The sequence below is a fragment of the Flavobacterium sp. genome (assembly GCF_043778725.1).
In the GTDB taxonomy this organism is placed as follows: domain Bacteria; phylum Bacteroidota; class Bacteroidia; order Flavobacteriales; family Flavobacteriaceae; genus Flavobacterium.
This window is the reverse complement of the sequence record NZ_JAYWFT010000001.1, coordinates 111,198-137,267: the sequence shown is the minus strand read 5'-3', so window position 1 is coordinate 137,267 and position 26,070 is coordinate 111,198. Positions and strand designations below refer to the sequence as shown.

At 30.2% G+C, this 26,070-nt stretch carries 27 protein-coding genes and 1 tRNA gene; 12 read left to right on the top strand and 16 right to left on the bottom strand.

Annotation, left to right across the window (positions count from 1 at the left end):
• Nucleotides 1-23: 23 nt before the first annotated feature.
• From lepA to ACH2CG_RS00610, 5 genes are all read right to left on the bottom strand, one after another.
• On the bottom strand, nucleotides 24-1,820 hold the full coding sequence (gene lepA, locus ACH2CG_RS00630; protein ID WP_395061159.1) for a translation elongation factor 4: 1,797 nt from the start codon (nucleotides 1,818-1,820) through the stop codon (nucleotides 24-26).
• Nucleotides 1,821-2,051: 231 nt separating this feature from the next.
• A complete protein-coding gene (locus ACH2CG_RS00625; RefSeq protein WP_395061157.1) occupies nucleotides 2,052-2,411 on the bottom strand; it encodes a hypothetical protein in 360 nt (119 codons plus the stop codon).
• A gap of 1 nt (nucleotide 2,412) precedes the next feature.
• Complete coding sequence (locus ACH2CG_RS00620) at nucleotides 2,413-2,895, bottom strand: DoxX family protein (RefSeq protein WP_395061155.1); 483 nt, start codon at nucleotides 2,893-2,895, stop codon at nucleotides 2,413-2,415.
• Between the two features lie 58 nt (nucleotides 2,896-2,953).
• Nucleotides 2,954-3,358 carry a hypothetical protein gene (locus ACH2CG_RS00615; protein WP_395061153.1) on the bottom strand — a complete coding sequence of 135 codons (405 nt, stop codon included), beginning with the start codon at nucleotides 3,356-3,358 and terminating at the stop codon, nucleotides 2,954-2,956.
• Between the two features lie 120 nt (nucleotides 3,359-3,478).
• A complete protein-coding gene (locus ACH2CG_RS00610; RefSeq protein ID WP_395061151.1) occupies nucleotides 3,479-4,750 on the bottom strand; it encodes a helix-turn-helix domain-containing protein in 1,272 nt (423 codons plus the stop codon).
• Between the two features lie 41 nt (nucleotides 4,751-4,791).
• Between ACH2CG_RS00610 and dusB the strand changes: the two genes are divergently transcribed.
• On the top strand, nucleotides 4,792-5,784 hold the full coding sequence (gene dusB, locus ACH2CG_RS00605) for a tRNA dihydrouridine synthase DusB (RefSeq protein ID WP_395061149.1): 993 nt from the start codon (nucleotides 4,792-4,794) through the stop codon (nucleotides 5,782-5,784).
• On the opposite strand, the gene ACH2CG_RS00600 is transcribed toward dusB, so the two are convergent.
• Together ACH2CG_RS00600 and rbfA are read right to left on the bottom strand one after the other, a co-directional pair.
• Complete coding sequence (locus ACH2CG_RS00600) at nucleotides 5,781-6,983, bottom strand: ABC transporter permease (RefSeq protein ID WP_395061147.1); 1,203 nt, start codon at nucleotides 6,981-6,983, stop codon at nucleotides 5,781-5,783. The genes dusB and ACH2CG_RS00600 overlap by 4 nt on opposite strands.
• A 99-nt stretch (nucleotides 6,984-7,082) precedes the next feature.
• The gene (gene rbfA / locus ACH2CG_RS00595) at nucleotides 7,083-7,475 is read right to left on the bottom strand and encodes a 30S ribosome-binding factor RbfA (RefSeq protein WP_395061145.1); all 393 of its coding nucleotides are present in this window, start codon (nucleotides 7,473-7,475) and stop codon (nucleotides 7,083-7,085) included.
• 181 nt (nucleotides 7,476-7,656) lie between these two features.
• Between rbfA and mce the strand changes: the two genes are divergently transcribed.
• From mce to ACH2CG_RS00580, 3 genes are all read left to right on the top strand, one after another.
• Nucleotides 7,657-8,058 (top strand): methylmalonyl-CoA epimerase, encoded by a 402-nt coding sequence (gene mce, locus ACH2CG_RS00590; RefSeq protein WP_395061143.1) that lies wholly within the window; start codon nucleotides 7,657-7,659, stop codon nucleotides 8,056-8,058.
• 110 nt (nucleotides 8,059-8,168) lie between these two features.
• A tRNA-Ile gene (locus tag ACH2CG_RS00585) sits at nucleotides 8,169-8,242 on the top strand.
• Nucleotides 8,243-8,421: 179 nt separating this feature from the next.
• On the top strand, nucleotides 8,422-8,625 hold the full coding sequence (locus tag ACH2CG_RS00580) for a hypothetical protein (protein ID WP_395061141.1): 204 nt from the start codon (nucleotides 8,422-8,424) through the stop codon (nucleotides 8,623-8,625).
• Between the two features lie 31 nt (nucleotides 8,626-8,656).
• Here ACH2CG_RS00580 and ACH2CG_RS00575 read toward each other — a convergent pair whose 3' ends face one another.
• On the bottom strand, nucleotides 8,657-9,244 hold the full coding sequence (locus ACH2CG_RS00575; RefSeq protein WP_395061139.1) for a riboflavin synthase: 588 nt from the start codon (nucleotides 9,242-9,244) through the stop codon (nucleotides 8,657-8,659).
• A gap of 60 nt (nucleotides 9,245-9,304) precedes the next feature.
• Here ACH2CG_RS00575 and pdxA point away from each other — a divergent pair, with 60 nt between their 5' ends.
• The 6 genes from pdxA to accC all read left to right on the top strand — a co-directional run bounded on the left by pdxA (nucleotide 9,305) and on the right by accC (nucleotide 14,278).
• Nucleotides 9,305-10,369, top strand: a complete 1,065-nt coding sequence (pdxA, locus tag ACH2CG_RS00570; RefSeq protein WP_395061137.1) for a 4-hydroxythreonine-4-phosphate dehydrogenase PdxA — start codon at nucleotides 9,305-9,307, stop codon at nucleotides 10,367-10,369.
• Nucleotides 10,370-10,446: 77 nt separating this feature from the next.
• Nucleotides 10,447-10,989 carry a YceD family protein gene (locus ACH2CG_RS00565; RefSeq protein WP_395061199.1) on the top strand — a complete coding sequence of 181 codons (543 nt, stop codon included), beginning with the start codon at nucleotides 10,447-10,449 and terminating at the stop codon, nucleotides 10,987-10,989.
• A gap of 9 nt (nucleotides 10,990-10,998) precedes the next feature.
• Entirely contained in the window at nucleotides 10,999-11,193 is a 195-nt protein-coding gene (rpmF, locus tag ACH2CG_RS00560) for a 50S ribosomal protein L32 (protein ID WP_395061135.1), read from the top strand.
• A gap of 140 nt (nucleotides 11,194-11,333) precedes the next feature.
• Nucleotides 11,334-12,332, top strand: coding sequence for a beta-ketoacyl-ACP synthase III (locus tag ACH2CG_RS00555; protein WP_395061133.1), 999 nt, complete (start codon nucleotides 11,334-11,336; stop codon nucleotides 12,330-12,332).
• Nucleotides 12,333-12,354: 22 nt separating this feature from the next.
• The gene (accB, locus tag ACH2CG_RS00550) at nucleotides 12,355-12,837 is read left to right on the top strand and encodes an acetyl-CoA carboxylase biotin carboxyl carrier protein (RefSeq protein ID WP_395061131.1); all 483 of its coding nucleotides are present in this window, start codon (nucleotides 12,355-12,357) and stop codon (nucleotides 12,835-12,837) included.
• Between the two features lie 91 nt (nucleotides 12,838-12,928).
• A complete protein-coding gene (accC, locus tag ACH2CG_RS00545) occupies nucleotides 12,929-14,278 on the top strand; it encodes an acetyl-CoA carboxylase biotin carboxylase subunit (protein ID WP_395061129.1) in 1,350 nt (449 codons plus the stop codon).
• A gap of 67 nt (nucleotides 14,279-14,345) precedes the next feature.
• Here the strand turns inward: accC and ACH2CG_RS00540 are convergent, their stop codons facing one another.
• Together ACH2CG_RS00540 and ACH2CG_RS00535 are read right to left on the bottom strand one after the other, a co-directional pair.
• Nucleotides 14,346-14,627: a Txe/YoeB family addiction module toxin gene (locus tag ACH2CG_RS00540; protein WP_395061127.1), complete on the bottom strand. Its 282-nt coding sequence runs from the start codon at nucleotides 14,625-14,627 to the stop codon at nucleotides 14,346-14,348.
• Nucleotides 14,609-14,830 (bottom strand): DUF2683 family protein, encoded by a 222-nt coding sequence (locus ACH2CG_RS00535; protein WP_395061125.1) that lies wholly within the window; start codon nucleotides 14,828-14,830, stop codon nucleotides 14,609-14,611. The genes ACH2CG_RS00540 and ACH2CG_RS00535 overlap by 19 nt, the downstream gene beginning before the upstream one ends.
• Before the next feature lie 660 nt (nucleotides 14,831-15,490).
• Between ACH2CG_RS00535 and ACH2CG_RS00530 the strand changes: the two genes are divergently transcribed.
• Together ACH2CG_RS00530 and ACH2CG_RS00525 are read left to right on the top strand one after the other, a co-directional pair.
• A complete protein-coding gene (locus ACH2CG_RS00530) occupies nucleotides 15,491-17,638 on the top strand; it encodes a restriction endonuclease subunit M (RefSeq protein ID WP_395061123.1) in 2,148 nt (715 codons plus the stop codon).
• Complete coding sequence (locus tag ACH2CG_RS00525) at nucleotides 17,638-19,056, top strand: restriction endonuclease subunit S (protein ID WP_395061121.1); 1,419 nt, start codon at nucleotides 17,638-17,640, stop codon at nucleotides 19,054-19,056. Before ACH2CG_RS00530 ends, ACH2CG_RS00525 begins: the two co-directional genes overlap by 1 nt.
• A gap of 810 nt (nucleotides 19,057-19,866) precedes the next feature.
• Here ACH2CG_RS00525 and ACH2CG_RS00520 read toward each other — a convergent pair.
• From ACH2CG_RS00520 to ACH2CG_RS00495, 6 genes are all read right to left on the bottom strand, one after another.
• Nucleotides 19,867-20,535, bottom strand: coding sequence for a response regulator (locus ACH2CG_RS00520; protein ID WP_395061119.1), 669 nt, complete (start codon nucleotides 20,533-20,535; stop codon nucleotides 19,867-19,869).
• Nucleotides 20,536-20,541: 6 nt separating this feature from the next.
• A complete protein-coding gene (locus ACH2CG_RS00515; RefSeq protein WP_395061117.1) occupies nucleotides 20,542-22,584 on the bottom strand; it encodes a tetratricopeptide repeat protein in 2,043 nt (680 codons plus the stop codon).
• Between the two features lie 96 nt (nucleotides 22,585-22,680).
• Entirely contained in the window at nucleotides 22,681-22,920 is a 240-nt protein-coding gene (locus ACH2CG_RS00510) for a hypothetical protein (protein ID WP_395061115.1), read from the bottom strand.
• A 350-nt stretch (nucleotides 22,921-23,270) separates the two neighbouring features.
• Entirely contained in the window at nucleotides 23,271-25,301 is a 2,031-nt protein-coding gene (locus tag ACH2CG_RS00505) for a sensor histidine kinase (protein WP_395061113.1), read from the bottom strand.
• A gap of 96 nt (nucleotides 25,302-25,397) precedes the next feature.
• A complete protein-coding gene (locus ACH2CG_RS00500; protein ID WP_395061112.1) occupies nucleotides 25,398-25,733 on the bottom strand; it encodes a hypothetical protein in 336 nt (111 codons plus the stop codon).
• Nucleotides 25,734-25,812: 79 nt separating this feature from the next.
• Entirely contained in the window at nucleotides 25,813-26,070 is a 258-nt protein-coding gene (locus ACH2CG_RS00495; RefSeq protein ID WP_395061110.1) for a hypothetical protein, read from the bottom strand.

Genomic DNA, 26,070 nt, shown 5'->3' with positions numbered 1-26,070 from the left:
TGTATCTTTTTTCTATTCTCTAATTAATCATTCAACTTCAAAACAGCCATAAACGCTTCTTGAGGAATTTCAACATTTCCTACCAATCGCATTCTCTTTTTACCTTTTTTCTGTTTTTCAAGTAATTTTCTTTTTCTAGAAATATCACCACCATAACACTTTGCGGTAACATCTTTACGTAAGGCTTTTATCGTTTCACGAGCAATGATTTTAGCTCCAATTGCTGCTTGAATCGGAATGTCAAATTGCTGTCTTGGTATCAATTCGCGCAATTTCTCACACATTTTTTTACCAATATTATACGCATTACTTTCATGAATCAATGCCGAAAGTGCATCAACAGATTGTGCATTTAATAACACATCAAGTTTCACCAATTTCGATTGTCTCATTCCAATTGGTGTATAATCAAACGATGCATAACCTTTAGAAACCGTTTTCAATCTATCATAAAAATCAAATACAATTTCAGCCAATGGCATGTCAAAATTCAACTCAACACGTTCCGTTGTCAAATACGTTTGATTGGTAATAACACCACGTTTTTCGATACACAAACTCATTACATTTCCAACATAATCCGATTTTGTAATAATCGTTGCTTTTATATACGGTTCTTCAACACGATCTAATTTTGAAGGATCAGGTAAATCCGATGGATTATTAATTACAAATGCATCATCAGGATCTTTTTTGGTGTAAGCCAAATACGAAACGTTGGGAACAGTAGTGATAATCGTCATGTCATATTCACGCTCCAATCGTTCCTGAATAATTTCCAAGTGCAACATTCCCAAAAATCCACATCTAAAACCAAATCCCAAAGCCGCAGAACTTTCAGGAACAAAAACAAGTGAAGCATCGTTCAATTGCAATTTCTCCATAGAAGCACGCAAATCTTCATAATCATCCGTGTCAACAGGATAAACTCCGGCGAAAACCATTGGTTTCACATCCTCAAATCCAACAATCATATTGGTAGTTGGCGTTTTTGCATCCGTCAAGGTATCACCAACTTTTACTTCCTTGGCTTCTTTAATTCCAGATATTAAATACCCAACATCGCCAGTAGAAATAACACTTTTCGGAACCTGATTCAACTTTAAAGTTCCAACTTCGTCAGCATAATATTCATTTCCTGTAGCCATGAATTTAATCTTCTGACCTTTTTTAATCTCACCATTTTTTACACGAAAGATAACTTCAATTCCACGAAACGGATTGTAATGTGAATCGAAAATCAATGCCTGTAATGGTTCGTCTTTATTTCCTTTTGGAGCAGGAATTTTTTCTATAATTGCAGCAAGGATATTTTCTACACCGAAACCAGTTTTACCTGAAGCATGAATAATATCTTCCAACTTGCAACCTAATAAATCAATAATATCATCACTAACTTCTTCAGGATTAGCACTTGGTAAATCTACTTTATTCAATACCGGAATGATTTCCAAGTCATTTTCAAGAGCCAAATATAAATTTGAAATCGTCTGCGCCTGAATACTTTGTGCCGCATCAACAATCAGTAACGCACCTTCGCAAGCCGCAATTGAACGAGAAACTTCGTAACTAAAATCTACGTGTCCAGGCGTATCAATAAGATTCAAAACATATTCTTCACCTTTATAAGTATATTCCATTTGAATGGCGTGACTTTTTATGGTAATGCCACGTTCACGCTCCAAATCCATGTTGTCTAGCAATTGCGCTTTTTCTTCACGAGCGGTAACGGTTTGTGTTGCACCAAGAAGTCTGTCGGCAAGCGTACTTTTTCCGTGGTCAATGTGTGCAATAATGCAAAAATTTCTAATATTTTTCATTCTGTCTTTATGTCAATTTTTTTATGGGCGTTACCTCGTCCCAAAAAACGAGGTCGGGCTTTTCGCTACAATCTTTTACTTTTTAAAGAAAAAAGTAAAAGGATTTCCACTTCAATCCCTAACGCAAAACCCTAATATAAGGGAATTAATCTGCAAATATAAGGTAAAAGTTTGACAGTTGAATTGGAATTACTTTTCAGATATTTGAAAAAAATAGAATTAATTACAATTTTATCTTTTATTGAATTTTGCATTGTAAAATGTAGTGTCTTTTTCAGAAAAAATCACTCTTCGATTGTCCTTATCTTTAAATTCAAAAGTATCATTTACTACAAATTTTACTTCGGTAAATTTATAAGCAGTTTCTCCAGTTATTGTTATTTGAAATAAACTGTCTTTTTTAATTTCTTTCATTTGGGTGTCATAATCCCAAGATAATGGTTTGTCGTTTCCACGAACTCCCACTTTTTTGATGCTTTTAATTTTAGAAACGTCCAAAGTAAAAACAACAGTTTTTTTATACGATTTTTGAACGCAACTTGTTACCAATAAAGTAAGCAATAATGACGTTGTTACAAGAATATTTTTCATCTTAAGCTTTGTTTTTAATTAGTAAATAATCAACTCCAAATCGTCCTGAACCTAGAATTAAATAGAATACCGCTACCCAAAGAAATCCCATTGCAGCAAGACAATTCCACAATCCATTTTGTATTTGTTGCATAAAAATTGCTACCAACATTGTGCAAATTATAAGAAAAGAAGCGATGCGAGTTTGAAATCCGAACAATAATAACAATCCACCAATGGCTTCTGCAAATGCGCCCATCCAAGCAAAAAATGCTGGAGCAATGGCAAAAATTCCGCCATAACTCGCCACATCCTTTGGAAACCAAAATGCGACTTCAAACAATCCTAAATTATTATCTGCTGGTGACCAAGGCATTCCGAATTTTGCCGCTCCAAAGTTAAAAGCAAGCAAGTAACCACAAACGATTCGTGGAATAATAATAAATAAATCTTGCGACCAATGTGGCAACAAAATGGGTTTGGTGATCTTAGTTAGTAGTTTCATGTTTTTTAAAATTGAAATTGATTTTTGAAATTGAAATTGATTGATGATTGAAACTCTTTTAATTTTTATATCCCATAGATAATCCAATGTCGCCAGTAACATACAAATCGACCGACGCAGTTTGATTAGAATTATTTTCAATAATTAAAGCGGTATTTCTTTCTGCCTTTACGGTTACAGTTTCATTTGGGCTAACAGTAATCGGTGAATGTGTTCCTCCAGCAATTGGAGCCATAATTATTTTTAAATCATGATTTGAAACGTTTTTAAGTTTAACTTTAAAGTTTCCGTGTTCATTGTTTCCGAGAACAAAACTTTCGTTTGGTTTAATGGTTGTGTTTGAAGTTAGCGAACCAAAAATACCACAAGAAGTAGCAAGTAATAAAATAGCGAATAATGCAATAAGTGATTTACTAAAGATTTTATTATTGTTTTTTTTGTTTTCGTGCATCTTCGATGTCATAATTAGAATTTTTAATGATTAATAACAGGACAAAATTGCGCCATTAATCATTGTCAATCGCTTCAAATTATGATTTGAGACCAACTAAATAATATTTAGTAAGCATGGTGAATGTTGGGCTTACAAGGTTTCGATGAATTCTTTCGGAGTTTTTCCAGTATTTTTTTTGAAAGCACGATTGAAAGTCGCTTTCGAATTAAATCCGCTATCGTAAGCAATTCCTAATAAAGTAGATTTTTTGTGTTCGCCATTGGCAAAACTATTTTTTACGGCTTCAATTCTATAATTGTTGATGCAATCGTTAAAATTCATTTGAAAACCTTGATTGATGGTTTTGGAAATTATAGAGGCATTGGTTTCTAATTTTTTCGCCAAATCGGCAAGTGTTAGTTCTGGATTTTGGTAGAGTTTTTCTTCTTGAATTATGGTTTCAATTTTTGATTTCCAAAGTGCAATTTCAGGTGAATTTTTTTCTTCAAATGTTTCATACTGAATGTCAATTATAGTTTCTGTCTCATCAGAATTATTTGAATTCAATAAAAGAATTGGATTTTTATCAAAAAATGACATTTTAAAGGGAATTGTAGAGTTTATCGGATTGGAATATCCTGTAATCGCAATGTAATACATAACAATTGAAAAGAATAGATAAAACCACCAGCTGCCTTGATAGGATTTCATTTCGGGGAAAAAATATCCCATAATGTCAAAAATAATAGGCAAAAGCAGCATCAGTAAAAATGCAATTAAATAGGTTTTTATCCATTTGAATAAAATAGAATCGGCATAACTTACCACTTGCAACATCAGTTTTTTATAAACATTATAATATCGGATACTTAAAATAAAATAGACAATCATAGAAAGCAAACCTAGCTTTTGATACCAATCGTCAAAATCTTTATCCATTCCGTCTTTATAGAAATAGTAATCACCTAAAATGAACTTGTCATAAATCCAAATAGCAACTATGTACATTAGATAAGTAAACCCAGGAAGTAAATGAAGTGCTTCTTTTTTAGAAAATTTGAAAGATGGATTTAGTAAACTTTGTGTGTAAAAAAAGATAATTGGACCAACAAATAATAAATGCTGAAAAGGTGTATAAAACAATATATCTCGATAAGGTTGATTGTCATACCAACCAGCAAAACCAAGCATCCAAGGCGCAATATAAAGACTACAAAGAAAAATAAAAAGACTTAACCAATAATTAGATTTGTTGTCTATTTTAACAGCCTTTGCAAGTAGCAAAACGCTATAAATTATTCCTTGTGTAAAAAAAATAAGTAGCACCGAACTATAAAATCCAAATTGAAATAGCATTGCGAAGTTTTCGTAAAAATAATTATTAATTTTAAATGATTGTAACACATTAAGATTAAATTTCATAACTAAATTTTCTTAACTATCTTTGCAAAAAAAATAAAGCAATGCCCAAAATAGGCAACATCATATTACCCGATTTTCCGCTATTACTGGCTCCAATGGAAGACGTTAGCGATCCGCCATTTCGTAGGTTGTGTAAATTGCACGGTGCCGATTTAATGTATTCTGAATTTATTTCTTCGGAAGGATTGATTCGTGATGCTGTAAAAAGCAAAATGAAATTGGATATTTTCGATTATGAACGACCAGTTGGAATTCAAATATTTGGTGGCGATGAAGAAGCAATGGAGATGTCTTCACGAATTGTTGATGCTGTTCAGCCCGATTTGGTAGATATCAACTTTGGTTGTCCTGTAAAAAAAGTAGTTTGTAAAGGTGCAGGCGCAGGCGTTTTGAAAGATGTAGATTTGATGGTTCGCTTAACAAAAGCAGTTATTAAAGGCACATCGCTTCCGGTAACGGTAAAAACGCGTTTGGGTTGGGATGAAAATTCTATAAATATTGATGAAGTTGCCGAACGTTTGCAAGATATTGGAGTTCAGGCTTTAACAGTTCATGCAAGAACACGTGCGCAAATGTACAAAGGCCATTCCGATTGGAGTCATATTGAACGCGTGAAAAACAATCCTAGAATTACGATGCCAATTTTTGGAAACGGCGACATCGATTCTCCAGAAAAAGCATTAGAATATAAAAATAAATTTGGCCTTGACGGAATGATGATTGGTCGTGCTGCCATTGGTTATCCATGGATTTTTAACGAAATCAAACATTATTTTGCGACAGGAGAACATCTTGCAAAACCAACTACTGCCGATAGAGTTGAAGCAGCAAGAAACCATTTAACATGGTCAATGGATTGGAAAGGTGAACGCCTTGGAATTGTAGAAATGCGTCGTCATTATACCAATTATTTCAAAGGAATTGCTAATTTTAAAGAATACCGATTGAAGTTAGTAACCATCGAAAATCCAGAAGAATTGTTCAAAGCGTTAGATGAAATTCAGGAAATTTATTCTGATTTTCAGGTTTTTTAATCCAAAAGTTTTTTACTAACGCGACTGCTCGCAATTAAACTTGCAATAAATCCAAGCGATACAATTGTTGCAAATACTATAAGGACATTTTCAATAGTGAATATCGCAGGATAAGCCAACGATGGTGTAATCATTATCAATTGAAATTTTTGTTGAAGTACAACAATTATAATTCCTAACACAAGTCCAATAATTCCACCAAAAACACTTAACAAACTTCCTTGAAGCAAGAATATCTTTCTCAAATCTTTAACTTCTGCTCCTAAGTTGAATAATGTTTTTAAATTTGCTTTTTTATCTAAAACCATCATTATTAATGCGCCAATTAAGTTAAAAAGTGCAATGATAATTACCAAAGTAAAGATTAAATAGATAGCAATATTCTCGGTATTCAACATTTTATGTAATGTTGCGTTGAGTTCGGCTCTGTTTTTAACTTGAACTTTGTTGTCGAATATCTCTTCAACTTTAGAAATAATATCCGATTCGTTAGAATTTGGTTTGGTTTTTATTTCAATTCCCGAGATTTGATTGGGTTTATAGTCTAACAAATCTTGTGTTAAACCCAAATCGGCAAAAACGTATTTAGAATCTAATTCTTCGCTAATTGCATAAATCCCAACCGGAATTAAAATAGATTTATTAAAGGAATCCTCTGGATTTAACGATAAATCACCTTTTCCAGGTTTAGGCACCATTACTTCAAACGGATTGTTAAAATCAAACAATCCTAAAGCTAGTTTTTCAGATATTCCATAACCAACAACTACTTGATAGGTTTTAGGTTTTAACCATTGTCCGTTAAAAAGTTTTTGCGAAGCTTTGCTAATATTGGTAAAATTCTTATCTACTCCTTTTAAATAAGTCACCAATTGTTTTCCGTCAAAAGTAAAAAGAACTCGTTCTTCTATAATTTTACTATAACTTGCAATTCCGTCTATTTTTTTAATTTGAGTTTCTTGTTCAGGAGAAATAAAAAATGCTTTTCCAGCTATAGGATTTGCTTTTAAATCGGGGTCAAAATCATTAGAAAACGACAAACTAAATTCTCGCAAACCACTAAAAACAGATAGTACGACAAACAAAGCCATTGCGCCAACAATAATTCCGCCCGAAGCAATTCGAGAAATAATATTAATAGCGTTATTTTTGCTTTTGCTAAAAATATAGCGTTTGGCTATGTAAAGCGGAAAATTCAAATCGTACCTTTATTTAGTATTGGTTTAAAAAGAAAGCTTTTGGTGAAATTTAGTATTTAAAAAGAGAATAGGTTTTTGCTATTCTTCCTTAAATGTGATCTACGACTTTCTACGTTTTTCTAATAACTCACGATTTTCAATTGGATTTTCCTTTGCAGAAAGCGCATTATCAATTTTTTCAATATAATCAAGAGAATCATCAATGTAAAAAGAAAGATTGGGCACTTTTCTTAATTGCAATTTCACTCGCTGTGATAAATCATGCTTAATTAAAGGCATATTCGATTTTACAGCAGCCAAAATTTCGGCAGCTCTATCTTGCGGAAAAACACTCAAATATACTCTTGCAACTCCCAAATCGGTAGTAACAATAACCTTAGAAACTGAAATTATCAAATTTGTCAATCCGTTTTTTCTCACTTCACCTTGAAGAATGTCTACCAAATCATTTTGTAAAACACCTCCTATTTTTTTCTGTCTATTTGTTTCCATGATGCAAAAATACAATTTTTTTAAAGCCACAAAGACTCAAAGTCACAAAGATTAAATTTTTTAAGGTTTATAATCTGGCAATTAGTGGCGTAATTTATTTTTATGGCTACATTTTCCCTTTTGATTTTAAATACTTATTTTTACCAAACCTTAGAGACTTTGCGTCTTTGTGGCAAAAAATATGAGAAAAATAGAACATATAGGTATAGCAGTAAAAAATCTTGAAGCATCTAGTTTATTGTTCGAAAAATTATTTGGCGCTCCAGCCTATAAACAAGAAGAAGTTGCTAGCGAAGGAGTAAAAACATCTTTTTTCATGAACGGTCCAAACAAAATAGAACTTCTTGAAGCCACCAATCCAGAAAGTCCAATAGCCAAGTTTCTAGAAAAAAAAGGCGAAGGCATTCACCACATCGCATTTGATGTAAAAGATATTGTTTCTGAAATAAAAAGACTACAAGAAGAAGGATTTGTAGTTTTGAACGAAATTCCAAAAAAAGGAGCCGATAATAAATTAGTAGCTTTTCTTCATCCTAAAACTACCAATGGAGTATTGATAGAATTGTGTCAAGAAATAGAATAGAGTATTTGATTTTTAGAATGTTATAAAAAAATATGTAATTTTCCTTTTTCAAAAACTAAAAAAGACTTGCAATAAATTAAAAATAGTAGTAATATTGCAACCTCAATAAAGGTCCTATAGCTCATTCGGTTAGAGCAACTGACTCATAATCAGTAGGTGCTTGGTTCGATTCCAAGTGGGACCACAAAATAAAAGACCTCAATTAGAGGTCTTTTCAATTTTATATAAACCAAAATTCATTTTATTACGTTTATATCAATGTTGAGTAGAGTATGTAAACAAATTATCATTTATTTACTACATTCGATAAATTATAAGTCAAAAAATTTTGATAAAGAGTTTTTTTTTTTACTTTTACGCCCTATGAAAATCGTCCCAAATAAAATAGTAGTAATTTTTGCAGGTTTATTGTGTAGCAATTTTATATTTGCAGCACCTAGTCCTCCTGAGCCAATTCCTCCACCACCACCAGGATTACCTATTGATGGCAGCTTATTGGCGTTGATAGTTGTATCTATAATCTATGGATTTTATAAAATATATAATTTAAAAAAAGCTTCAAGTTAATTTGAAGCTTTTTTAGTTTTGGAACTTTTTTTTATTTTAAGGCATGTAATTTGGCTACATATTTGCCTATTACATCAAATTCTAAGTTTATTTTTGTTCCAATTTTGAAATTTTTAAAATTAGTATGATCATAAGTGTACGGTATAATTGCTACACTAAATTCGTTTACTTTAGAATCTACAACAGTTAAGCTTACACCATTTACAGTAATTGATCCTTTTTCAATAGTTATATTGTTTAAAGAAGCATCATAACTAAATATAAAACGCCAACTTCCATTTGTTTCTTCAACCATTTTACATATTCCAGTTTGATCTACATGACCTTGAACAATGTGTCCGTCAAGTCTATCGCCTAGTTTCATGGCGCGTTCTAGGTTAATGAAGTCGTTTTCTTTCCAATCGCCAACATTTGTTTTATCAATTGTTTCCTTTATTGCAGTTACAGTGTAGTTGTCATTTTCTATTGCAACAACAGTAAGACAAACGCCATTGTGAGCAACACTTTGGTCAATTTTCAATTCGTTTGTAATAGATGAATTTACTGTGATGTGTAAGTTTTCATCTTCTTTTCTTATCTCTTTTATTAATCCTTGGGTTTCTATAATTCCTGTAAACATTTGTCGTTTTATTTTACTAAATTTGCACTTCAAAATTAGCAATAAATAGAATAATTCGCCATGAAAAAAGCAGAAAATATTATCGTCGGAATTTCAATAGGAGATTTAAACGGTATTGGAAGCGAAGTAATCCTTAAAACATTTGAAGATGTTCGAATGTTAGAATTGTGTACGCCTGTTATTTTTGCCAATGTTAAGATTTTATCGTTTATAAAAAAGAATCTTAACTCTGAGGTTGCTTTACATGGCATTGATAGACTTGAACAATTGGTTAAAGGGAAAATTAATGTATTAAATGTGTGGCGCGAAGGCGTTGATATTAATTTTGGACAAAATGATGAAAATGTAGGTAAATACGCTTTAAAATCTTTTGTTGCTGCTACATCGGCGCTTAAAGAAGGATTGATAGATGTGTTGGTTACTGCTCCAATTAACAAATATAACATACAATCGGAAGATTTTAAATTTCCTGGTCATACAGATTATCTAGATAAAGAACTAGAGGGAAATGCGTTAATGTTAATGATTCAAGATAACTTAAGGGTAGGATTGATTACAGATCATATTCCTGTTAATGAGGTAGCAAAGCACTTAACAGAAAAGTTAATTTCTAAAAAAATTGAAACGATTAATACTACTTTAAAACAGGATTTTGGCATAACTAAACCCAAAATTGCTGTGTTAGCATTAAATCCACACGCCGGCGATAATGGAGTAATTGGTAAAGAAGACGATGAAATTATAAGACCAACTATCAAAAAAATATTTGATAGTGGCATCTTAGTTTTTGGGCCATATCCAGCAGATGGTTTTTTTGGTAGTGCTCAATATGAGAAATTCGATGCCGTAATTGCAACCTATCATGATCAAGGATTAATTCCTTTTAAAACGTTATCTTTTGGAACAGGAGTTAACTATACTGCTGGTTTAAATAAGATTAGAACCTCGCCAGATCATGGAACAGCATACGAAATTGCAGGAAAAGGACTAGCAGACTACACTTCTTTTAAAGAAGCAGTTTATCTCGCAATAGACATCTATCACTCAAGAAATGAGTATTTAGAGCTGTCAAAAAACCCTTTAAAAGTTAAAGAAAAACAATTAGAAACAAAAAAAGGTGCATAACGCTTTTGGATTTATAATAAATTTATATCTTTGCACTCCCAAACCCGAATCTTCGGATTGGACAAATTGATGAAATGATGAAAGTTACAAATGAATTTTTAATTCCATTTATTGGATTAAAGTTAGGAAAACATCAATTTGAATTTCAAATTAAAAAAGCGTTCTTTGATGGTTTTGATTATCACGAATATGAAGATTGTGATATCAAAGTAAATGTAGTTTTAGAGAAAAAAAGCACCATGTTAGAGCTTGCTTTCAAACACAACGGAACAATTAATGTGCCTTGTGATTTAACCAACGAAATGTTTGACCTTCCAATAAAAGGTAAAATTAAACTAGTTGTTAATTTTGGAGAAGAGTTTAACAATGACAACGAAGAATTGTTGATATTGCCTCATGGAGAACATCAAATAGATATTTCACAATATATCTATGAAATGATTGTGCTTTCCGTTCCGTTAAAAAGAATTCATCCAGGAGTAAAAGATGGAACATTACAAACGGAAACACTAGATAAACTGACTAAGCTATCAATAAAAGAACAAAAAAAAGAGAGTAAAAAAGAAGAAAATATTGACCCACGTTGGGACAAATTAAAGCAACTATTAACGGATAAATAATATAGTAAAATGGCACATCCTAAGAGAAAAATCTCCAAAACAAGAAGAGATAAGAGAAGAACACATTACAAAGCAACTGTAGCTACAATTGCAACTTGTCCAATAACTGGAGAAGCACATTTATACCACAGAGCTTACTGGCATGAAGGTAAAATGTATTATAGAGGACAAGTAGTTATTGATAAATCAGTAGCAGCAGCCTAATATATTTTTAAATTTACATTTAAACTCTCACTCTGTGAGAGTTTTTTGTTTTTTGTAAATTTTAATCATAACTAAATAATTTTTTGTAAATTCCACCTCTTTTAAAATCACATTTTTTTAAGAGATTATAAAATAGTAATATGAGTACAATTACAGCCGCAATTACCGCTGTCGGTGGTTATGTTCCAGACTTTGTTTTGTCAAATCAAGTGTTAGAAACTTTAGTTGACACCAATGACGAATGGATAACTACAAGAACTGGAATAAAAGAAAGACGATTACTTAAAGAATCTGGAAAAGGAACTTCTTATTTAGCAATAAAAGCTGCTCAAGATTTACTACAAAGAGGAAACATTAATCCAGCCGAAATTGATTTAGTAATCATGGCTACAGCAACTCCAGATATGCCAGTGGCAACAACAGGAGTTTATGTAGCAACACAAATTGGAGCAATCAATGCATTTGCATACGATTTATCTGCAGCTTGTTCTAGTTTTCTATACGGAATGTCAGCAGCAGCAGCATACATACAAACTGGTAGGTATAAAAAAGTTTTATTAATTGGCGCCGATAAAATGTCGTCAATAATAGATTATACCGATAGAGCAACCTGTATCATCTTTGGTGATGGCGCTGGTGCAGCTTTGTTTGAACCAAATTATGAAGGTTTGGGTCTTCAGGATGAATTTTTACGCTCTGATGGAATTGGTAGAGAATATTTAAAAATTGATGCCGGCGGTTCTATCTTGCCAGCTTCTAAAGAAACAGTAGAAAACAGCCAACATTTTGTTTTTCAAGATGGTAAAACAGTATATAAATATGCCGTTTCTGGAATGGCAGACGTTAGCGAAAAAATAATGCAACGAAACAATTTAACTAAAGACAGTGTAGATTGGTTAATTGCACATCAAGCAAACAAAAGAATTATTGATGCTACTGCCTCAAGAATGGATCTTGATGAAGAAAAAGTATTAGTAAATATTCAAAAATACGGAAACACCACTTCGGGAACATTACCTTTGTTACTTAGTGATTTTGAACATAAATTTAAAAAAGGTGATAACCTTATTTTTGCTGCCTTTGGTGGCGGATTTACTTGGGGTTCAATCTACCTTAAATGGGCATACAACAAACAATAAACTATAACTAAAACAAATAATTATGGATTTAAAAGAAATTCAAAACCTAATCAAATTTGTATCTAATTCTGGAGTTGCAGAAGTAAAGTTGGAAACTGGAGATATTAAAATCACCATTAGAACAACTCTTGAAGGAAACTCTCCAGATATAACTTATGTGCAACAAGCTCCAATGCAACAAACTTTGGCTCAAGCAGCACCAGTTCAACAAGCAGCACCAACTACAGTTGCACCAGTTGCGCCAGTAGTAGATGAAAACGCTAAATATGTAACAATCAAATCACCAATGATTGGAACTTTTTATAGAAAACCTTCTCCAGACAAACCTTCATTTGTTGAAGTTGGAACTACTATTGCAAAAGGAGACGTACTTTGTGTGGTTGAGGCAATGAAATTATTTAACGAAATTGAAGCAGAAATAACAGGGAAAATTGTTAAAATTCTTGTTGACGATATGTCGCCAGTAGAATTTGACCAACCTTTATTCTTAGTGGATCCATCTTAAAAAAGTTAGAAGTTAGAGGTTAGAAGTTAGAAGTTTTCTATCTTCCAAATTGTCTAATTGACACATTGTCTAATTATCTAATTAAAAAAATATGTTTAAAAAAATATTAATTGCCAATAGAGGCGAAATTGCACTACGTGTAATTAGAACCTGTAGAGAAATGGGAATAAAAACCGTTGCCGTTTACTCTACTGCCGATGCCGAAAGTTTGCACGTTAAATTTGCAGACGAAGCCGTTTGTATCGGTCCACCACCAAGTAATTTATCTTACTTAAAAATGTCAAATATTATTGCCGCTGCCGAAATTACAAACGCAGATGCAATTCATCCAGGATATGGTTTCTTGTCTGAAAATGCAAAATTTTCAAAAATTTGTCAAGAACACGGAATAAAATTTATCGGTGCATCACCAGAAATGATTGATAGAATGGGCGATAAAGCTTCGGCTAAAGCTACCATGATAGAAGCTGGAGTTCCATGTGTTCCTGGTTCAGTTGGAATTTTAGAGTCTTACGAACAAGCCGAACAATTAGCCTCAGAATTTGGTTATCCAGTAATGCTAAAAGCAACTGCTGGTGGAGGCGGAAAAGGAATGCGTGCTGTATGGAAACAAGAAGATTTACTAAAAGCTTGGGAAAGCGCACGTCAAGAATCGGCTGCCGCTTTTGGAAACGACGGAATGTATCTTGAAAAACTAATCGAAGAACCACGTCACATTGAAATTCAAGTTGTTGGTGATTCTTATGGAAAAGCCTGTCACTTATCTGAAAGAGATTGTTCTGTTCAAAGACGTCACCAAAAATTAACAGAAGAAACTCCATCACCATTTATGACCGACGAATTACGTCAAAAAATGGGTGAAGCAGCTGTGAAAGCAGCCGAATATATTCAATATGAAGGCGCAGGAACTGTAGAATTCTTGGTTGATAAACATAGAAATTTCTACTTCATGGAAATGAATACTCGTATCCAAGTAGAACATCCAATTACAGAACAAGTTGTAGATTACGATTTAATTCGTGAGCAAATTCTTGTTGCTGCTGGCGTGCCAATTTCTGGAAAAAATTACTTTCCAAACCTTCACGCAATAGAATGCCGTATCAACGCCGAAGATCCATACAATGATTTCCGTCCTTCACCAGGAAAAATCACTGTACTTCACGCGCCAGGCGGACATGGTGTGCGTTTAGATACACACGTTTACGCAGGTTATACAATTCCGCCAAATTACGATTCAATGATTGCCAAGTTAATTACAACAGCGCAAACAAGAGAAGAAGCAATTAGCAAAATGAAACGCGCACTAGACGAGTTTTATATAGAAGGAATAAAAACTACAATACCATTTCACAGACAATTAATGGACGAACCAGAATATGTAGCCGGAAATTATACCACTGCATTTATGGATACTTTCAAAATGAAAGAAATAGTAGAATAAACATAAAGTTTAGATTATAGAAACCATTCGTTAATTCGGATGGTTTTTTTTGTTGGAAAAAGTATTATTATTTATCTGAATAATGTCCAATTGCAGAAACAACCAAAACGGTTACAATATCTTCTTTTACTTCGTATATAAGTCGATCTTTTTTATTTATTCGTCTCGACCAAAGTCCTTTTAAGTCATATTTTAACTCCTCAGGTTTACCCTCTCCTGAGTAAGGATGATCTTTCAATTCATTAAGAATCGTAAAAATCTTTTTAATTGAGGCTTTATTTCCATTTTTTTTATGTTGAGAAAAATCTTTTTCGGCAGTTAGATTAATGATTACTGTATACTTTCCCATAATTCATTAACGCTATTCATTACCTTTCCTTTTTCCATTCTTGCTTTATTTATTTTAGCAACAAATTCAGGATTATAAGGACTTGTATCTTTTTCTTTTACAAGTTCAACCTCATTTTTTTCATCATAAAAAACTTTAGCAAGAGCTAAAAATGCTTTACCTTTTTTGGTTCTTTCGTCAATTTTTAAAGTAATGGTAGTCATGGAATTAGATTTTATAAAAAACAAATATACAAAAAATTGATTTTATTGTGATGTTAATTTTTTTTGTAAGGAATAAAAAACTATGGATAAAAAAGGGTTTATTCTAAACTATATTTTTTAATAAAAATATTGGCAATGCGTTAATTTTTCGATTTACATCTAAAGGAGTTACAGAATTCATACTATTGAAATTTTTGTAATTCAAAGCTACATAAAAATGGTATAGTTGTATTTCTGTAAATAAAATAATGGTTTTTTGATTGATTTGTTCTTAGGAGTTGTCTAATTTAGGCAGACAGGTTTCAAGCTATCTGATGCAAATTTTCCTTTTGTCATTTCGATGAAGGAGAAATTACACATATTAAGATTTGCAAAAAACCAACCAAATTTTTAAAATAATCTTTAAATAAACTACATTTGCTATTGAACAAAAAACAAAATATATAGATAATAAATAAAGACATATAAAATTAGCGTTTAGCGAAAAATCCTGTATTCTGAAAATTCGACAATTCAAAATACCTACAGGGAAGTTTAAGCTAACGTTCATGCCTAGCGTGGACGTTACTTTGCTTTGTAGGTATGGGCGTCGAATCCCACAGAATACAAGTAAGGTAATTAGTCTGCGCTTCTTTTTTAGATTTTTCTAAAAAAAAACAAATGAACCTAATTGAAATTGGAATTAAAAAGGGATTAATCAAATTTGATGATGATAAAAACTTCGTAACCTATATTCATCAAAATAAAAAGCGAAACTATAATAATCCGGAAGAAAAAGTTCAAATTGAAACTTTTTTGACACTCGTTTTGGTATATGGCTACTCTGAAAGAAGAATAAAACAATTTGTTTCTGTTCAAATGGGTTCTGAAACTAAAGAAGCAGATATTATAGTTTACAACGATGACGATTGTCATGGTACGCATATACTTGTAGAATGTAAAAAAGAAGACTTAACAGATCAACAATTTAATATTGCTGTTGACCAAGCATACAGCTATGCAGTTGCCGAAGGTGCAAAATACGTATGGACAACTTCACGTATCAAAAATCAATATTACGAAGTGCCGGCAGAAAAACCTAAAAGCAGAATTGAAATTCCAGACATTCCGCAATTTGGAATTGACAAACTTGCTCCTTTTAAATATGTAAAAGGTGGTATTTCGCAAATAGAAAAAGAATACAATCAAGTTGCCGAACCATCCGAAAACGTTACTCAAAAGTTTTTTGAATTACAAGTAGTTTCAGAAAGTGAACTGACAAAAATATTTATTCAATCACATCAAGCTCTTTGGGGTGGCGGACAACGTAACCCAAGTGTAGCATTTGACGAATTAGACAAACTAATTTTCTGTAAAATTTGGGATGAAAAACACCTAAGGAAAATTGGCGAACCTTACGATTTCCAAATCTTTCGTGACGAAGACCCAGAAGATTTATTAAAACGTGTCAAAGCAATTTATGCCATTGGCGAAAAAGAAGCACCAGAAGTTTTTAAAGATGGTATTACACTTTCGGCACAAGAAACACTTACAATCGTTAAGTATTTTCAACGTATCAATTTAAACAAAACCGATTTAGACAGCAAAGGAAAAGCATTTGAAACCTTTATGGGTAGTTATTTCCGTGGAGATTTTGGGCAATATTTCACGCCTCGACCCATAGTAAAATTTATTGTTGATAGTTTACCAATCACGCACAAAGCGAGAGTTTTAGATACTTCTTGCGGTAGTGGTGGCTTTCTTCTTTACGCATTAGACAAAGTGCGTGAACAAGCCAACGACTTCTACGATAAAGAAAAAGAAGAAAAAGACCATTACAAACATTGGCATGATTTTGCAGAAAAAAACCTTTTTGGTATAGAAATTAACGACCAAATTGCACGTACAGCAAAAATGAATATGATTATTCACGATGACGGACACACCAACGTTATTGCTTCCGACGGTTTAGTAACCGACCAAGAAATGCAACACAATTCTAAAAACAAAGAATTCAAATACAATTCGTTTGATTATATCATTACCAATCCGCCTTTTGGTAGTAGTATCAAGCAAACCGAAAAAGCATATATGAAAAACTATTCGCTTTCTAAAAAAGAAATCGATTGGTTAAACCCAAAAGAAACCAAAGAAACAATTCGAGATAGTCAATCAACAGAAGTGTTATTTATCGAGCAATGCTACAAGTTTTTAGTCGAAGGCGGTTATTTAGCTGTAGTTATACCTGACGGTATTTTAACTAATAGCAGTATGCAATATGTTCGTGACAACATCGAAGAAATGTACCGAATTGTTGCAGTTGTTTCTATGCCACAAACTGCATTTAGCGCAACAGGTGCAGGAGTAAAAAGTTCTGTTTTATTTTTACGCAAACACAAATCCAAACAAACCGAAAAAATAAACAACCAAAAAAACAAATTAAAACTTGACTTAAAAATAGACAACAAATACATCAAAACCATTGACGCTTGGGATAAAGAAAAAACACTTGCTATAAAAGAATTAGAACGTGTAGCAAAGCTACACAACCCAACCGCAACTAAAAAAGACATAATAGAATTAGTAAAAGACGATAAAACCAAACTACAACAAGAATTTACAGAAAAAGTAAACTTGTTTAAAGAAGAAATGACCGAAAAATATTTTGCTTCAAAACAAAACATTCTTGACGACTATCCTATTTTTATGGCAATTGCTGAAGATATTGGTTATGATGCTACAGGCAGAGAAACAAGAGCAAACGAATTAGTTGAAATTGGTATTGAATTACAAAAGTTTATAACGCACATAAATAGAACAGAAAAATAATGAGCAGTTATACTTTTACAAATAATAAATTCGACAAAAACAAAGTTTTCATTTTACAAAAAAGTGAAATAGAAAAACGTTTTGACCCAGAATTTTATGGTCACATATTCAACCAATATGAAAAACAACTAGTAAAGAAACCTCTCAAAAAGTTTAATAAAATTTTAAAATCTATAAATAATGGTTTTGATTTTAGAGAATATAAAGATTTTGGAACACCTTATTTAAAAGTAGCCAATATAAGAAAAGGTGAGTTTCGTTTTGATAAAATGCAATATATCGATTTCAATTCATCAGAAATAACTAAAAACATCCAATTAAAAAAAGGTAATTTATTGCTTACTCGTAAAGGAACATTTGGTTATGCAATTTCCTTAGATAAAGATTATGATTATGTTATAAGTTCAGAAGTTTTTTATATAGAAATAAATCAAGAAATAATTAATTCTAAATATTTAGAGATTTTTTTTAATTCAAAAATTGGTCAAGCTCAATTTGATAAAAACAAAATTGGAGCTATAATGGGTAGCCTTTCTCAAGATGCGATTAAAGAATTAATAATCCCAACTCCAAGTTTAGAAATTCAGAATAAAATAATTGAAATTTATTCAATTTACAATTTACAAAAACAACAAAATGAATTAGAAGCAGAAAATCTACTTGCAAGTATTGACACTTATTTATTAAATCAATTAGGTATTACTTTGCCAACCCAAGAAGAAAACACTTTAAAAAATAGAATGTTTACTTCATCATTAAAAGAGTTGTCAAGCAATCGTTTTGACCCTCATTTCAATAAAGTATATTTCAATGAAGTTTTTAAGTCATTTGCAGATGCTAAATATCCATTCAAAAAAATAAAAGAAGTTTTAGAGAATATCAAAACAGGAACTACACCGCATCAAAAACTAAATCCGTACTCTGAAAATCATGGCATAGTTTTTTTAAGAAATACAAATCTTAAAAAATATCAAATAGATTTAACTAATACTAAATATGTTTTAGAGCACTATGAAAATCTATTAACTTTTTGTGAAAAAGATGAGGTGATTATGTGCATTGCTGGAACTGTTGGGTTATCTGCGAAAAATGATGTTGAAATTCCTATTTCAATTAATCAAAATGTTTCTTCATTAAAATTTTTTGAAAGTATTGTTAATCCAGATTTTGCAACATATTGGTTTAATTCAGGTATTTTTTTAGAACTGACAAAAAGAGCTTGTTCAGTTGCTACAATTTATTATTTAAATAATGAGAACCTAAAATTATTACCAATCCCAATACCTCCAATCGAAAAACAATTAGAAATAGCTAATTACATTACGGCAATTCGACAAGAAGCACAAACATTAAAAGACAAAACTAAACTAGTATTGCAACAGGCAAACGAAGAAATAGAAAAACTTTTATTAGAATAATTAGAACAAAAAAACCGTTCATCACTGAACAGTTTTTTTAAATCCAAATTAATTTTTTGCTTATGCTTCAAACGATTTTGAGTTTAGCATATTTAAATCAATTGAATTATGGGAAAAATATTAAACAATAGTAATCAAAAATGACCATAAAAAATACCACGAATTTGAGCACAAATTAGATTTCAATCTATTTACGCAAGGCATTGTTACAGAAAGTTGCATTAATACTAATGGAGCAAAATTAATAACAGAAGTAGAGAAATAATCAATCTCCATGGCAAAATGCACCAAAAACAAAACCAAAGGTAGTGATTGAAAAAGATTTAAAATCATATATTTGTATGATTAAAATCTATTAAAATGAACACTCAAAAGTGAAAAGTAGTTTTTAAAAGCAGAAAAAGAAACTTAAAGTCTTCTTGTTTCCAAAAAAAGCAGCTCAAAAAGCTATAAAAGAACAGCGTTTTGGGATTGACTTTTCGTTACATTAAAGATAATAAAACTTTCAAAGAACAAGGAAAAAAGCAGTTTTTTGGGGGTAAAACCCAATAACAAAAGAAAACCACTGAATATAAAAAAGTGGTTATTTTTATGTCAGGTTAAAATAGCATTCTTATTTTTACAATACCAAATTGCATGAATATAATTCGTTTTACAAAGTAAAAGAAAAGAGTATTACTCTATTACAAGAAAAAATTAAATCAAATTTAAACAAAATAAGTCCGATAAATTATCGAACTCATTAGTATCAAAATTAATTATAAATTTGTTTAAACTTTTGGAAGTAGCCTTAAACTGGTATCGTTTTTTTTATAGCAACATACCTCGGTCTTTGGCAACTGCAGCTAATTCTGAATCTTCACATCCAGAAATTCCTAAAAGATCTTTAATATTTTCTTTTCTTGTTTTTACTGAGCTTGATGAAATTGTGATATACAATGGAATATCGTCATAATTGACACCTTTATTAAGGTAATGCAATATTTGTCTGTCTATTACATCAACATAGACTTTTTCTTTTTGTTGGTTGTTTAAAAATTTTATAACGGAGTCGCTATAATATTTTTCTCCCTTGAGCATTGTTCCGAGTGCCAAAATCATACTGTCAAAAGTCAAATCATTTTTAATAACCAATCCTAGCGGATTAATTTCATCAATTATAGATTGCACTTTTAAACTTTCAGAGTGCATTGTTAGCAAGGCAATTTTACAATCTGGCATTTGATTCATTAAAAGTTTTGCTATATCCTCACCTGTAATAATATTTTTTTCTTCGTATGATGGCATGCTAACATCAAGAAAAGCGATATCATATTTTATTTCAGAATTCATTATAGCATCATAACCCGACTTACAATCTACAGCTTCAAAAAAGGAAAACTCAATTTTCTTATCAGGAAACAATCGAATTACATTTTTATAACCTTGAATAATAAATGGATGATCATCTACAATTAACACATTAATGTTTTGGGGCATTTTTTGTTATATTTTTATTGATTTATGTTCTAGCGGTACTATTATTTTAATTTGAGTTCCTTTATTTAATGTTGATTTAATTTCTACGGTTCCTTCACTTTCATGAGTTCTATCTACGATATTTTTAATTCCGATACCATTATTTTTTTTATCAACATTATATCCAATTCCGTCGTCTGCAATATTAAGGATTAAATTTCCTTTTTTGTCTTTTTTAAATTCAACTTTTATAATTTTGGCTTTGGCATATTTATTTATGTTTTGCAAAGACTCTTGAAGAATACGATATAAATTAATTTTTGTAGTATTATTTAATAAATCCCAATCTATGTTTTCGCCAATCATAGGGTTTAAGACTGCTTTATTAACCTTTGTTTGTTCTTCAAGAAGATTATTTACAATGGCTACAAAGTTATTGATTAATACATATTTCTCTCTACTTAATTCGTGCGATATTTCTCTAAGATCTTGTTCAATAGTTTTCAATTCTTCTAGACACGTTAGTCGTTCACCAACGGCATCATTATCTGTTCGTTGATTTAGTCCATCAAGATTTAGTCGCAACCCAAACATTCTTCCAAGTACTCCATCATGAAGTTCTTTGGCAATTCGGGTTTTCTCCATTATTCTTCCTTCGTCTAGTTTACTTTGTTGCGAAATAATAAGTTTGTAAATATCTTCATTAGCTTTTTGCTGCGCTTGTCTAAGAACGATTTCTCTACTTTTGGCTCTTTGCATTCTCATAAAAAACAAGAATCCAACAATAAGCATTGTGACTGAAAAATAATTAAGAATATTTCTATTTTTTTCTTCTAGAACATTATTTTCTTTTTTGAGTTCGTCCGTTTCTAATTCTATTCTAGCAAATCTGTCTTTGGAATTTCGTTCGGCAATTTGAAGACTGTCGCTTATTCTTATAAAGTCTTGAGAATATTTATTTAAATTTTTTTCATCAATCAATGAAATTTGTCTTAAAGAAAGTAATATATCAAAAGGTATTTTAGTTTTATTTGCTAATTTTAGTGATTGATTAGCATAATTTAAAGATTTATATTTATCACCTTTTTTAAAGTAAAATTCGGAAAGATGATTATAACTCATTATAACAGAAGATGTGTCTTTAACTTTTTTTCTCAATTCTAGTGATTCTAAAAATAAATTTGGTAAATCTTTATAATCATTAATTTCTAGTTTAGAATATGCTAAATTATCAATTATATTTGAATATAATTTTGGATTATTGGTCATTAAATCTTTTGTGTTTAATGATAATTTAAAATAATATATTGCTTTTTTATGGTTTTTTAAATCTTGATAAACCAAACCAATGTTACTGTAACAAATGGATTTTAAATGTTCAATATCAGCTAAATTGTGCTCTTTAATAATTCTTAATGATTCTTCGAGATAATTTATAGCTTTTTGATGTTGACCAAGTTGATTACACGTTAATCCTAATTGATTAAGTATTGCATTTTTTTTTAAATTATCATTGCTCTTTTTAGATATAGATAAAGCTTTGGAAAGAGTTAAATCTGCTGCTAAATAATCATTTATATAATATTGAATTATTCCTTTTTTTAAAAGAATAGTAGAATAACCATCATTGTCATTTAATTTTTTATAAATCTTTTCAGATTTAGAATAAAACGAAAATGCACTATCAAGAATTTTCTCCTGAAAATAATAATTTCCATATGACCTGTAAGATTTAGCTATATTTATAGAATCATTTGCAGATAAAGAATTGTTTAACAATAATTTTGCTGCTTTCTTGTATTTAATCCAATCATTAAGAGAGTAATATTTTGAAATAACTTCATAGTTAAGTTGTCTATTTTCAATAGAGTTTTTTGATTTTTCTAATAAAATTACAATTTTATCAAGTGATCTTAATATTTCTTTTTCAGAAACATCATTAATTCTAGACTTTAAAATATATAATGCAGTACTATCTGAAAGTTTTTCAGATAGTTTTATTTCCTTTTTGTTTTTTGAACACGAAAAAATAAATACTGAAATAATAACAATTAAAAATATTTTTTTCAAATCATATAACTTTTCAACAAACTTACTAAACAATTACAACAAAAAAAAACTATCATGAAAAATGATAGTTTTTTAAATATTTATGTTTTATTTTACTTATTGACCAACCGGGACTTCTGTTCCTTTACCTCCAATTTCAAGTTGACCTACTGGGACTTCCGTTCCTTTACCTCCAATTTCAAGTTGACCTACAGGAACTTCTGTTCCTTTACCTCCAATGTTAAATTGACCAACTGGAACTTCTGTTCCTTTACCACCAATTTCATTTGGAGAAGTAAAAGATGTTAATACCATCATTAAAGAGAATAATCCGAATATTACTAATGATTTTTTCATAATGTAATTGTTTTGTATGTTATTGTTAGACTTTAATTGTTGTAAAAGCTAAATCGTTTTAGAATTTGTTTGGGGCTTTTGACTTCGTAAAACTACTACAGCAATTAGCATCAATAAATACGTTTTACAATGTATAATGTAGAATGATATCGTTTGATAGTGAATGGATGTCAAATCTGGGTGAATGACACATTTAAGGAAATAGCAAATTTTAAAAAACAAAATAAATTATAAAACTTTGATAATCAACACTTTAAAAATATAAAATGCACTTTAACTTATAAAAATGCAGTTAGTCTGAGGAAGGATAACCAAGAAGTAATTATGTAGCTAATAATATGATTGTTGTTTTAAAATGGAAATGCAAAGAATATACTGGTGCCTTTATTAAGAACAGGATGAATTGTAATTTTACCTTTAACTTCTATAATTCTTTGACGCATGTTTTTTAACCCTATTCCATCTTGAACATAGGATTCATCGAAACCTTTTCCGTTGTCTTGAACTGCCATACAAATATTACGCTCGTCTAAAATGATATTAATAGAAGCATTTGTAGCATCTGCATGTTTATTAATATTATGAATGGCTTCTTGGAGTATTCTATATAAATTCATTTTTATTTTACTCGCTATCGTCTCCCAATTGATGTCGTTCTCTATCTCTAACTTATAATTCGTGGATTGAATAGTATTTTGTTCTTCTATAAGTTTTTCTATTAGGGTTTTAAAACTGTAAGTTTCTTCAAGTGATTCTTTGCTTAATGAGTGAGTAATAGATCTAATTTCATCTTCAATACCCTTAATTTTTGCTATATGGACTACAGCATTATCAATAGTTTCTTTGTCCGTTTTTTGAGAAATTGCAAATAAATTAAATCTTGTTGCAGCTAATTTATTCATAATATTATCATGCAGTTCTAATGCAATTCGCTTTTTTTCATATTGTCTTGCCTCATCTTCTTTAGAATGTTGGTTTAGCATTAACTGATAAATTTCTTCGTTAGACTTTTGTTGGTCTTGAAGAAATTTGAATTCTTTTTGTTTAGCTTTTTGTTTAAAAATTATAAATAGCAATATAACAATTAATAAAACTGCTGCTATTATTGCTATTGCAGTCCATTTTTGTTGTATTGCGGTTTCTTTTTCTTGAGTGATTTCGTTAGTATCAAGTTGTATTTTGTAAAATTGATTTCTTGTTTTTCTTTCTGCACTTAATAAACTATCAATCTTTTTATCGTATTTATCAATACATTGTTGAGCCTTACTTTCATCTGTATAACCAACTTGTCGCAATCCATTCAAAATACTAGATGAAACTTTAGATTTATTTCCAAAAAAAAGCGCCTTTTCAGCATATTGTTTTGCAAGAGTTGAGTCTTTCTTATATAAATAATATTCAGAAATATCAAAATAACTATCTGAAATTCTGTATGAAATATTTAGTTTTTTTCTTATTCGCAAAGACTCAAAAAATAATTTAGTCAAATCTTGATTATCATTTAATTTCATTTTCGACCAAGCTAATATCTCAATTGTATTAGAATATAATTCAGGATCTATGAGCTTCAAGTCTTTGTTTAACAAGGTTTTTTCACAATAAATGGATGAATTTTTATAATCTTTCTTTTTACAGTACAAAAGAGCCAAATTGCCTAGACAAAGTTCATAAAGATTATAGTGTTTAATATAAAAATTCTCTTTGTTTTTATTAATAATTTTCAATGCATCAAAGTACTTTTTTTCAGCTAACTCATAATTTTTAAGTTCAATATTTACCAATCCTTGTTGATTTAATACATCACAAATTCTTGAAAAATCATCTAGCTTTGATAATATAATATATGATTTGTTTAAAGATAACTCTGAACCGATATAATCATTAATACTATATTGGATTATTGCTTTTTTAAGTGAAATAATGGCATAATCACGTTTATCATTAACTTTTAAGTAATTCTTCTCAGCCTTAAGATAATAATAATAAGCACTATCTAATATTTGATTTTGATAAAAATAATTTCCAGTAGACCTCTGGGAAAATGCTAAAAAATATGTGTCCTTTGAATTTTTAGAATCTTGATAAAGTATTCTAGTCACTATTTTATATTTATACCAATCTTTTAAAATAAAACAACTACTTAAATATGACTTACATAATTTTCTTTTTTCAACACTATTATTCATTTTTAATATCAATGAAAATAATTTGTTATCGTAATTTTTTCTAGTTTTTAGAGATATTGTATCATTACTTGCCAACTCCAAATATTTTTTTATAAAATCATTTATAGGCTGCGATTCTAAAGTGTTGCTTGAGTTAGTACATCCAAAAAGCAATAACAATAAAAATGCAATTATAAAACGAATAATAAAGTTCATTGTTGGGAGTTTAAAGTTATTTGAAAAGTTAAAAATAAACAAAATGAGTTTCAAATTTTCACTTGAAACTCATTTTTATTTATAATTCTGCTAATCTTATTTTATTGTCATTGTAATTTCGTCATCAAACTTATATTCACCTTTTTTATAAATTTCTTTATTAGCAAGAATAATTTCGTAAATATAAATACCCTTAGGCAACTCCAGAAGGCATTCTTTTTCGTCTTTTTGGATTACGAGTTCTTTCTTTATAATGCTCCCATCTGCACCTTTTCCGATTAAACTAAAAGTTATTTTATCTGCAAGTTTATTTTTAATGCAAACACTTTCTATTAGTTTTGAGTTTGATGTATTTGTTAAATTTGATTTATTTCCTTTTAAAAAAGATAAACCATTAACTATTATCTCTCCTCCTTTTAAAATTTTGTCCACATCCGATTGAGAATAAGAATTATGAATAAAAAATAAAAAAACAAATACAATAATTTTATGCTTTGAAATTAATCGCATCTTAAACTAAAAACTTTTTAGTAATAACAAGATATCCAATAATTAAGAATATTAAAACCATAATCATATTAGATATCATTGTAATTTTTTCTTTTGGATTATCTTTATAAGTTTTTATTAATCTAATTATGAAGAAAGGAATAACCGTAATTAAAGCAATAATCATTGCATAAAATTGATAATCACCTTTAAATATAAATTGAATTAAAATGATTACTATTAAAAATGCCCATCCAATATTGAAATTTAGCTTTTTCAT

Excerpts from the sequence above, each read along its gene's own strand:
- ACH2CG_RS00535 (WP_395061125.1), bottom strand. The coding sequence starts at position 14,830 with ATGACTACCATTACTTTAAAAATTGACGAAAGAACCAAAAAAGGTAAA.
- mce (WP_395061143.1), top strand. The coding sequence starts at position 7,657 with ATGAGAAAAATAGAACATATAGGTATAGCAGTAAAAAATCTTGAAGCA.
- ACH2CG_RS00530 (WP_395061123.1), top strand. The coding sequence starts at position 15,491 with ATGAACCTAATTGAAATTGGAATTAAAAAGGGATTAATCAAATTTGAT.
- ACH2CG_RS00505 (WP_395061113.1), bottom strand. The coding sequence starts at position 25,301 with ATGAACTTTATTATTCGTTTTATAATTGCATTTTTATTGTTATTGCTT.
- ACH2CG_RS00580 (WP_395061141.1), top strand. The coding sequence starts at position 8,422 with ATGAAAATCGTCCCAAATAAAATAGTAGTAATTTTTGCAGGTTTATTG.
- rbfA (WP_395061145.1), bottom strand. The coding sequence starts at position 7,475 with ATGGAAACAAATAGACAGAAAAAAATAGGAGGTGTTTTACAAAATGAT.
- ACH2CG_RS00495 (WP_395061110.1), bottom strand. The coding sequence starts at position 26,070 with ATGAAAAAGCTAAATTTCAATATTGGATGGGCATTTTTAATAGTAATC.
- ACH2CG_RS00615 (WP_395061153.1), bottom strand. The coding sequence starts at position 3,358 with ATGACATCGAAGATGCACGAAAACAAAAAAAACAATAATAAAATCTTT.
- lepA (WP_395061159.1), bottom strand. The coding sequence starts at position 1,820 with ATGAAAAATATTAGAAATTTTTGCATTATTGCACACATTGACCACGGA.
- ACH2CG_RS00565 (WP_395061199.1), top strand. The coding sequence starts at position 10,447 with ATGAAAGTTACAAATGAATTTTTAATTCCATTTATTGGATTAAAGTTA.
- ACH2CG_RS00510 (WP_395061115.1), bottom strand. The coding sequence starts at position 22,920 with ATGAAAAAATCATTAGTAATATTCGGATTATTCTCTTTAATGATGGTA.
- dusB (WP_395061149.1), top strand. The coding sequence starts at position 4,792 with ATGCCCAAAATAGGCAACATCATATTACCCGATTTTCCGCTATTACTG.
- ACH2CG_RS00625 (WP_395061157.1), bottom strand. The coding sequence starts at position 2,411 with ATGAAAAATATTCTTGTAACAACGTCATTATTGCTTACTTTATTGGTA.
- ACH2CG_RS00620 (WP_395061155.1), bottom strand. The coding sequence starts at position 2,895 with ATGAAACTACTAACTAAGATCACCAAACCCATTTTGTTGCCACATTGG.
- rpmF (WP_395061135.1), top strand. The coding sequence starts at position 10,999 with ATGGCACATCCTAAGAGAAAAATCTCCAAAACAAGAAGAGATAAGAGA.
- ACH2CG_RS00540 (WP_395061127.1), bottom strand. The coding sequence starts at position 14,627 with ATGGGAAAGTATACAGTAATCATTAATCTAACTGCCGAAAAAGATTTT.
- ACH2CG_RS00575 (WP_395061139.1), bottom strand. The coding sequence starts at position 9,244 with ATGTTTACAGGAATTATAGAAACCCAAGGATTAATAAAAGAGATAAGA.
- ACH2CG_RS00555 (WP_395061133.1), top strand. The coding sequence starts at position 11,334 with ATGAGTACAATTACAGCCGCAATTACCGCTGTCGGTGGTTATGTTCCA.
- accC (WP_395061129.1), top strand. The coding sequence starts at position 12,929 with ATGTTTAAAAAAATATTAATTGCCAATAGAGGCGAAATTGCACTACGT.
- ACH2CG_RS00525 (WP_395061121.1), top strand. The coding sequence starts at position 17,638 with ATGAGCAGTTATACTTTTACAAATAATAAATTCGACAAAAACAAAGTT.
- accB (WP_395061131.1), top strand. The coding sequence starts at position 12,355 with ATGGATTTAAAAGAAATTCAAAACCTAATCAAATTTGTATCTAATTCT.
- ACH2CG_RS00610 (WP_395061151.1), bottom strand. The coding sequence starts at position 4,750 with ATGAAATTTAATCTTAATGTGTTACAATCATTTAAAATTAATAATTAT.
- ACH2CG_RS00520 (WP_395061119.1), bottom strand. The coding sequence starts at position 20,535 with ATGCCCCAAAACATTAATGTGTTAATTGTAGATGATCATCCATTTATT.
- pdxA (WP_395061137.1), top strand. The coding sequence starts at position 9,305 with ATGAAAAAAGCAGAAAATATTATCGTCGGAATTTCAATAGGAGATTTA.